The organism is Microcystis sp. M090S1, from assembly GCF_020246295.1.
In the GTDB taxonomy this organism is placed as follows: domain Bacteria; phylum Cyanobacteriota; class Cyanobacteriia; order Cyanobacteriales; family Microcystaceae; genus Microcystis; species Microcystis aeruginosa.
Map to the genome: position 1 here is coordinate 1 of NZ_JADBTF010000495.1, position 8,793 is coordinate 8,793.

Consider the following 8,793-nt stretch of genomic DNA (forward strand, 5'->3'; position numbering starts at 1 on the left):
GAGCGTCAGTATAAAACTCTTTTAACCCTAGGTCAATTCCTGTTATTTGTCCCGTTGGTTTATGGTATTCTTGCCGCTCTACGTCAATTAAAAACTGGCAATAATAACCATCAGCACGTCTAACAACTCTTACCCGTTTAATCTGTTGCTCTGAATAATAAACTAAGGTTTTTTGACTACACCATAAATCAAATTCTCCTGCTTTAAAACCATCGGTGAACTTGATTTTACGTCGATCATCAGATAGTTTGTAGCCTGTTAGTTTATACTCAACGGAACGGCTATGCTTTTTAAACCGAGGAAACCCCTTTTTTCCCGGTATCTTAGCATGACAATTCTGATAAAATCTATTAATTGATTGCCAGGCTCTATCAGCAGCCGATTGACGAGCTTGAGAGTTTAATTTATTAACCCATGGTGTCTCTTTATTGTTAGCTAGTACCGCACAAAGTTTTTGGAGATCATTGCGGTTTGTCCCTTGATTGTCCATCCAATAACGAACACAAGAGTTACGCACAAACTGAGATGTCTTAATTGCTTCATCTAGTCTTTGGTATTGTTCTGGTGTCCCGTTTTTTAACTTGGCTTCTACGACTAGCATTGATTAATCTTCGACCCTGGATAAATTGAGTATAACACAGTTTACCTACAAATGGTAGAATTAAAATCGTGCTTCGCGGTTGATATTCTGGTCGGATTTCATCCCCCGCAAAGGTGAGTATCTTGTCGAAAAATCTAGCGGGGGCATTCATCCGACATTTTAGGTAAATCCATCCACGAGCGCCCGAAACTGGGTTGGGGATTGACAATCCCGATACTCAGGGTGAGCAGCAGGGAAATTATTGTTAGTAGCCAAAAACGGCAGAAAATAGGGCGCATAGACGATTCGATCCCATAAAAACCTCATTCCCATTCTAGACAGTCCCTATCACCCTTTACCTGTTACTGTCCGCGATTGGTTTGATAGACGTAAAAGTTAAATAAATCGAATAAACTGCCAACAAAAGCAAAGGTGACAGCGATGGTTAACAGGCCTTGTAGGGGATAACCGCCGCCGAAAATGGTTAAAAATTGCAGGATTTGGCTAAAACCAGTCTGACAAACCCAAGTAAAGCCGGGGACATGACTGGTGGCCAATAAAGCCGTTAAAATAGAACCGACCAAGAGGACGGGGGCAACAAAACTTAATAGGGTGGAAAATAGCAGGGAACGGAGCAAAGTAAGCATGGGTGCTGATCTCCAGAGAATTAGGGGGCGATCGAACGGGAATAGGAATCTATACTCGCTCCCCTCTAGGATATACGTTCATCTCGGCTAGGGGCGGTTTTTTAAAAAATCTTAAAATATCATTAAGATTCTTGGTTAATAACGATTAAGTGGTACACAAAAGTCAACCCGATAATTGCTGGGTCAGCCTTTTTCAGTGATCAGTAAACAGTGATCAGTAATCCGTCAGGGGTGGGGAAGTGGGGAAGTGGGGAAGTGGGGGAATTTCAACTAAAACCCTAAAACCCTAACACCCCAAAACCCCCCCCGCAACGCGCACGCAGTGACCACCCCATCACCCTGTCTCCTATCTCCTATCTCCTATCTCCTAACTCCTAACGACCGGCTCCTGACTCCTGATAACTGATAACTGATAACTGATAACTGATAACTGATAACTGGAACTACCTGAAGCATTGATCCCCGTGGTGTGGTACTGTCAATTCAGTGTATTTATCGGCACTGGCTTAAGATTTGTCGCTATTGTCCTCCCCTTCTCCCGTCGCTGTTTTTGAGGCTTTCTATGACCGACATTCCTTTCACCCTAGACCAACTGAGAATTCTCAAAGCGATCGCTGCCGAAGGAAGCTTTAAACGGGCGGCAGATACCCTGTATGTATCTCAACCGGCGGTCAGTCTTCAGGTACAAAACCTCGAAAAACAGCTAAATGTGCCGTTATTTGACCGGGGCGGTCGGAAAGCCCAATTAACGGAAGCGGGACACCTACTCTTAAGCTACGGCGAAAAAATTATCACTCTCTGTCAAGAAACCTGTCGGGCGATCGAAGATCTACAAAATCTGCAAGGGGGAACCCTGATCGTCGGCGCTTCCCAAACCACGGGAACCTATCTTCTTCCCCGCATGATCGGGCTTTTTCGGCAAAAATACCCAGAAGTATCCGTACAGCTACAAGTTCATTCCACCCGTCGCACCTCTTGGAGCGTTGCTAACGGTCAAGTGGATTTAGCCATTATCGGGGGAGAAGTTCCCGCCGAATTACAAGAAACCCTGCGGATTATCCCCTACGCAGAAGATGAACTGGCTTTAGTCCTGCCTATTTTTCATCCTCTGTCTAAGGTAGAAATGATTCAAAAAGAGGATTTATATCGACTAAAATTTATCACCCTCGATTCCCAATCGACGATTCGCAAAGTTATCGACAAGGTTTTAACTCGTTGCGAGATCGATACCAAGCGCTTAAAAGTGGAGATGGAACTTAACTCGATCGAGGCGATTAAAAATGCCGTACAATCCGGGTTAGGGGCGGCTTTTGTCTCGGTGACAGCGATCGAAAAAGAACTACAAATGGGAGTTATCCACGCTACCAGAATTAAAGATGTGGAAGTACGACGCACTTTGTCGGTAATTATTAACCCGAATCGCTATCGATCAAAAGCCGCCGAAGCTTTTACCCTAGAAATACTACCCCAATTCTCCACCTATCCCGAATATCTGGCTGACGACCACAACTTTGAACCGATTCCTAACTCGCAACCCGCCGAAATTATTAGTAAATAAGTCGCTCGAGATGGGCAAAATCTCCCTCCGAACATTTAAGCTATCTCTTGGGAAAATTACTGGCCCGATAAATTACTTTTTTATCGACTTTAATCCAATGGAGACTCTCTAAACGACTTCTAAGATTAGTAATAGTTACTCCCAACTCGTCGGCGATCGCATACAGATGTCCCCATTTAGTCAAGTCACGTCCCTTGATGGCTTTCTCTAACTCACTCATCGGCATTAGTAAACAACTGGCAAAATATTGTGCTTGCCATTCAATTCTTTGGCTAGAATCAACTGTCCGACACAGAAAAGGTTGAATTGTCTCTAGGGAATCTCCCTGATTGATTCGATCCAAAAAGTTAGAGACAGCTGTTTGATTAATATGAAGGACAAAATGACCAATTTCATGGGCTAAACTGGAATTTTTAAAACCTTCTTTTGCTAGGGATGAATTTTGGGAATCTTTTAAGAATTTTACATCTTCATTAAGAATAATTTTCTTTTCTGTGGGAATAATCATTGCGGCGATTTCTCCCTCTTTATCTGGCTTTATATCCGTCCATTCAATAGCCAAATCAAAATGATCGGCGGCTGCTTCCGCAATATCGCAATTTTTTAAGGGACGACGACGATGAGCTTTTACTTTCTTAAGAATATTGTCTGCCTGAGCTTCAATCACTGTTTTGGGAATAAAACTATAGGGTTTAATAATATCCAAGATATTTACTCCTGCTCATCTAATTTTGTCGCCTCAGAAATAATTTTTTTGGCAAAATTGGGATTGTCTTTCATGCGACGCAATAAAATCGGCATTTGTTGGTATTTTTGAACTAACTCTTTGAAGACTTTTTGATCATCTGAACTCAGTCGTCCCGCCAATTCTCCTAATTTTTGAGCATTTAATTTTAAATGAGTCGCTAAGGACTCAATAACTTGCTGACTAGGAGGATAACCCGCATGATCATTTTCTAGCTTCGATAGATAGGTATAGTCCACCCCAATCAACTTAGCTAGTTCTCTCTGACTATATTCCTCCTCTCGACGAGCTTTGCGGATAACCTGTCCAAATGTTTCTGACACTGCTTTTCTCTCAATCGCTCAAAAAAAATTATATCAAGGGTTGACTATTTAAGTCAACATAAGCTAGAGTTAGTTCATTGGCGTTGATTATTTTAGTCAATACAAGAGCAAACACTGCCGTATCATCCTAGCATTTTCCTGACTGAGGGGAAAAATCGTGTCCTGCCAGTTTCCCAAAAAGCCTTGGTATCCTCCGATGAGCTATAGTCTTTGGCGATCGCTTAAACCAGCGATGGGCCATGAGAATTGGCATTGTCAGACAAAACGGGGGTTTGAAAAAGCGCGAAACAAAGAACCAGAAGTCCAAAGATTACTATCACAAGATAATCAACCGCAAAAAATTGGTAAGTTGGCACAACGGGGAGTTTTTGAGTTTCATCAAGATCTAGGGAGATTATCGGGTCCTGATGGGGTGGAACAAGTCGCAGAAATCCTGCAATTAAATCAAGAATCGCCAGAAATTCAAGCCAGGGTTTTAGTAATTTTAAACAATTACTATCAACAACCAATTTTATTGAATAAACAGATTATTGATTTACCTAGAGGTGATGAAGGTTATCCAGAACCTATTGTTATCGAGCAAGGTAACTATCGGTTTAATTTGTCCGCTGCCTTTGATTGTATTTTTAGAGAAGCTGATGACACTATACATATTTTAGATTTGAAAACTGGTCACTCTAATTTTGATCTTCGCCAGGCTCATGTTTATTTACTGGCGGCTAGTTACCGTTATCCTCAGGAAAAAATTGTCGCTTCTTTTTACAATTTAGAAACCCAAACAAGCTCAAAAAAAATATCCCTGTCTTCCGAGGCAATAGAAGCAGTTAAAATCGAACTAGCTTTCCTGTCCAAAAAACATCAACAACAACTACAAAAATATAAAGATCACCCTGAAGATTTTTATAATATTTTCCCGCCCCAAAGTGGCTATGCCTGTCGTTATTGTCCTTTTACCTCGATTTGTGATTATGCAAATAAGGAGGTTTAGATCATGAGTTATACAGCAGCTAACACAGCCAATTCCCAGCTTTTTTTGAGTGAAATTATTTCCTTAACTCTCAAGAATAGTGGTTTAAATTGTTTTAAGCTTAATTATCAAGTTACTAGGAAAATAGGTAATCGTTTTAGTTGGCAATTCAGTCGTAAGTTTCCCGATGTGGTGGTTATTTTTGAAGATAATTGTTTTTGGGTATTAGCTAAAGATGAAAAATTTCTTCCCTCTCCACAACAGTGGAAAGAAGCTTTATCAGATATTCAAGAGGTTTTACGAGAAGATATTGGCGATAACTATTATTCTATTCATTGGCTAAAAGACTTTCAGATAACAGCTTTAGTCACAGCACAATTAGCAGTTAGAATTCTGAAAATATTTGGTAAATTTTCCTATCCAATAGTTTTTCCCAAAGATAGTCAGATAAGTGAAAACCAAGTACAGGTAAGGAGAGAAGTTAACTTTTGGGCAGAAATCATCAATGACACCGATCCAGCTATTTGTTTAACTGTTGAAAGTAGTATTGTCTATAGTGGAGATTTAGAACAGTTTTATGAAAATCATCCCTATAGACAAGATGCTGTTAAATTATTAGTAGGTTTAAAGGTTAAAGATAGAGAAACCAATGGGACAGCTAAAATTATTAGAATAGCGGGTACAATTGGGGAAAAAAGAGAGTATCTATTAACAAAAGCTACGGGTTCAATTAGTCGAAGAAAATTAGAAGAAGCTCATCTGGAACAACCAGTGGTGGCGGTACAATTTGGCAAAAATCCCCGGGAGTATATTTATCCATTAGCAGCTTTAAAACCCTGTATGACAGATAAAGATGAGAGTCTATTTCAAGTCAATTACGGAGAGTTATTAAAGAAAACAAAAATCTTCTATGCTGAACGACAAGAACTATTAAAGTTATATAAACAGGAAGCACAAAAGACTTTAAATAACTTTGGATTTCAGTTAAGAGAAAGAAGTATTAACAGCAGGGAAAATCCCGACTTCTTTTGGACTCCTTCTATTTCTCTTGAGCAAACTCCTATCTTATTTGGTAAGGAAGAAAGGGGAGAAAAAAGAGAAACTCTCAAAGGATTATCGAAGGGTGGTGTATATAAACGTCATCGAGAATATGAGGATCATGCTCGTAAAATTCGTTTAGCTATTCTGAAACCAGCTAATTTAAAAGTGGGAGATTTTAGAGGACAATTAGAAAAGCGATTAAAACTTTATAAATTTGAGACTATTTTGCCACCAGAGAATCAAATAAATTTCTCTGTTGAAGGTGTAGGATTTGAAAAAAGAGCCAGACTGGAAGAAGCAGTTGATCAATTAATTCGAGGAGAAATTCCTGTAGATATTGCTTTAGTATTTCTTCCTCAAGATGATCGCAATGCTGATAATACTGAAGAAGGAAGTTTATATTCGTGGATTAAAAAAAAGTTCTTGGAGCGTAGAGTTATGACTCAAATGATTTATGAGAAGACTTTAAATAATAAGAGCCAATATAATAATATTCTCAATCAAGTTGTCCCCGGAATCCTGGCCAAATTAGGAAATTTACCCTATGTCCTTGCTGAACCTCTAGAAATTGCCGATTATTTTATTGGTTTAGATGTGGGAAGGATTCCTAAAAAAAATCTTCCGGGGAGTCTCAATGTTTGTGCAAGTGTGCGACTATATGGAAAACAGGGAGAATTTGTTCGCTGTCGGGTAGAAGATAGTTTAACCGAGGGAGAAGAAATTCCTCAAGGTATTCTGGAAAATTGTTTACCGCAAGCTGAACTAAAAAATCAGACAGTTCTCATTTACAGAGATGGTAAATTTCAAGGAAAGGAGGTTGACAATTTACTGGCAAGAGCGAGAGCAATTAATGCTAAATTTATTCTCGTAGAATGTTATAAGACTGGCAGTCCTAGACTTTATAATCTTGAGCAAAAACAGATAAATGCTCCCTCCAAAGGATTAGCTTTAGCTTTATCAAATCGGGAAGTTATCCTGATAACGTCCCAAGTTTCTGAACAAATAGGTGTTCCTCGTCCCTTGCGCTTAAAAGTTAATGAATTAGGAGAACAAGTAAATTTAAAACAGTTAGTTGACACCACCTTAAAATTAACTTTACTTCACTATGGTTCTCTCAAAGACCCCCGTTTACCTATCCCTTTGTATGGAGCGGATGCTATTGCTTATCGACGCTTACAAGGAATTTGTCCTAGTTTATTAGAAGATGATTGTCAATTCTGGCTTTAGAGAGGAAAATTATGCACAATTCCCATAGCAATCCACACCATCTAGATGAATTAGTCAGTGATTTAGTTAACCAAATTAGTTTACTGACGGCAGAAAATCGAGCCATTAAAGAAAGATTAGCCTATCTTGAATGGGACTTGCATCGAGAAAATGGTTGTTGACAAGCCGAAAATTTATCTCTGCGTCAAATGGTTGACTACTGCTCCGAAGAATATAATTCTCTTGAGGATTCTCTAAGATAATTACTATAGCAGTTACTAGGAATTGCACAGCTTGTTTTTCCCGGGGATCAAGCTTTAGATTTTTTTCTTATTTCTTTGAGCGAAAAATGTCTATCATCAAAGGCGATATTATCCCGCCAATTTATGATACCAGCGATCGGTCAAAATCATCCCCAATCTGGTAATTATGCCCCCCTAGATAGCCATCTCTGGGCCGATGCCACCTATCCCCTCGGGGCCCATTATCGGGGCGATAGTGTCACCTTTGCCGTCTATTCTAAAAATGCCAGTCAGATTCTTCTGGAAATCTACGATCGCCCGACGGGAGAAAACGCTAAGTATGATTACTGGTTGACAAAAAACCCAAATGATGATATATGGCGGGCAAAAATCGCCAGTATTGCCCACGGCAGTTACTACGCTTTTCGCTGTTGGGGTCCCAATTGGCAATTTGATCAAAAATGGCAAAGAGGCCACAGTAACGCCGGTTTTCGGGCAGATGTGGACGATTTTGGCCATCGTTTTAACCCCAATAAAGTCCTCTTCGATCCCTACGCGCGAGAACTTTCCCACGACTTTGAAACCCTGGCCATGATCGCAGCCGGAGAAAATGCGGGAATGTATGCCACGGGAGAAGGGGACTACAAAGGAGTGATCCGGCGGCAATACGATACGGGCAAATGGTCGCCCAAAGGCATTGTTATCGCCCCGGATGGGACTTCTACCGGGATTCGTCCCCGTCTGGGCGACGAAAAAGCGATCATTTATCGAAAATTTGGGTCTAAAACCCCGTCCTTTAGCGTAGCGGAGGACGGCTTGACATTTCTAGCTAAATAGTTTACCATAGTAAATGTAGTTTGGTAAACAAGATGTTAAAAGCGTTTAAGTACAGAATCTATCCGACCAGTGAGCAATCAGTTTTGCTCGCCAAGTCGTTTGGCTGTACTAGATGGTTTTACAATTACGCTCTCAACTTAACATCCGAAACTTACAAGCAAACTGGAAAAGGATTAAGCAGAGACGAAATAATTAAGCTGCTGCCTTCCTTAAAAAAAGAGTATGAGTGGTTAAGCGAAGTACCATCGCAGGTATTACAACAAGCTGCTTTAAATCTTTCTAGTGCTTTCCTTAACTTTTTTGAAGGTAGAGCTAAATATCCTAACTTCAAGAAAAAGCAAAATAGGCAGTCGATTAGATTCCCTCAACACTGTAAGTTAAAAAATGATGTTTTGGTATTACCTAAAATTGGTGAAGTCTATTGCAAAGTTTCACGGCAACCAGAGGGAGACTTAAAGTCTGTTACGGTTTCAGTTAATCCATCAGGAGAATATTTCGCATCTTGTCTCTATGATGATGGTCAGGATTTACCCCAAAAATCATCAGAAGGAAAAGCTATCGGGATAGATGTTGGACTAACCCATTTTGCTATTACATCAGATGGGACTAAACACGGGAATCCTCAATACTATCGTAAGTACGAACAA

At 40.1% G+C, this 8,793-nt stretch carries 9 protein-coding genes and 1 pseudogene; 6 read left to right on the top strand and 4 right to left on the bottom strand.

The window, feature by feature from the left end:
* Both IM477_RS21760 and IM477_RS21765 read right to left on the bottom strand, forming a co-directional pair.
* A partial coding sequence (locus tag IM477_RS21760) for an RNA-guided endonuclease InsQ/TnpB family protein (protein ID WP_287733429.1) occupies positions 1-601 on the bottom strand: 601 nt, incomplete at its 3' end.
* A 341-nt stretch (positions 602-942) separates the two neighbouring features.
* Positions 943-1,227 (bottom strand): hypothetical protein, encoded by a 285-nt coding sequence (locus IM477_RS21765; protein WP_012265204.1) that lies wholly within the window; start codon positions 1,225-1,227, stop codon positions 943-945.
* A gap of 562 nt (positions 1,228-1,789) precedes the next feature.
* On the opposite strand from IM477_RS21765, the gene IM477_RS21770 reads away from it, so the two are divergent.
* Complete coding sequence (locus tag IM477_RS21770; protein WP_149988435.1) at positions 1,790-2,785, top strand: LysR family transcriptional regulator; 996 nt, start codon at positions 1,790-1,792, stop codon at positions 2,783-2,785.
* 40 nt (positions 2,786-2,825) lie between these two features.
* On the opposite strand, the gene IM477_RS21775 is transcribed toward IM477_RS21770, so the two are convergent.
* Both IM477_RS21775 and IM477_RS21780 read right to left on the bottom strand, forming a co-directional pair.
* Positions 2,826-3,491 (bottom strand): ImmA/IrrE family metallo-endopeptidase, encoded by a 666-nt coding sequence (locus tag IM477_RS21775; RefSeq protein WP_287733430.1) that lies wholly within the window; start codon positions 3,489-3,491, stop codon positions 2,826-2,828.
* Between the two features lie 5 nt (positions 3,492-3,496).
* Complete coding sequence (locus IM477_RS21780) at positions 3,497-3,853, bottom strand: helix-turn-helix domain-containing protein (RefSeq protein ID WP_287733432.1); 357 nt, start codon at positions 3,851-3,853, stop codon at positions 3,497-3,499.
* 196 nt (positions 3,854-4,049) lie between these two features.
* Here IM477_RS21780 and IM477_RS21785 point away from each other — a divergent pair, with 196 nt between their 5' ends.
* The 5 genes and pseudogenes from IM477_RS21785 to IM477_RS21805 all read left to right on the top strand — a co-directional run.
* Positions 4,050-4,841, top strand: a complete 792-nt coding sequence (locus IM477_RS21785; RefSeq protein WP_353845570.1) for a PD-(D/E)XK nuclease family protein — start codon at positions 4,050-4,052, stop codon at positions 4,839-4,841.
* A gap of 3 nt (positions 4,842-4,844) precedes the next feature.
* Entirely contained in the window at positions 4,845-7,088 is a 2,244-nt protein-coding gene (locus tag IM477_RS21790; RefSeq protein WP_287733436.1) for a Piwi domain-containing protein, read from the top strand.
* Between the two features lie 11 nt (positions 7,089-7,099).
* Positions 7,100-7,249 (top strand): hypothetical protein, encoded by a 150-nt coding sequence (locus tag IM477_RS21795; protein ID WP_287733438.1) that lies wholly within the window; start codon positions 7,100-7,102, stop codon positions 7,247-7,249.
* Between the two features lie 204 nt (positions 7,250-7,453).
* Positions 7,454-8,122 (top strand): annotated as a pseudogene (locus IM477_RS21800) (glycogen debranching protein); the annotation flags it as partial.
* Positions 8,123-8,178: 56 nt separating this feature from the next.
* The coding region (locus IM477_RS21805; RefSeq protein ID WP_287733439.1) for an RNA-guided endonuclease InsQ/TnpB family protein at positions 8,179-8,793 on the top strand (615 nt) is incomplete at its 3' end.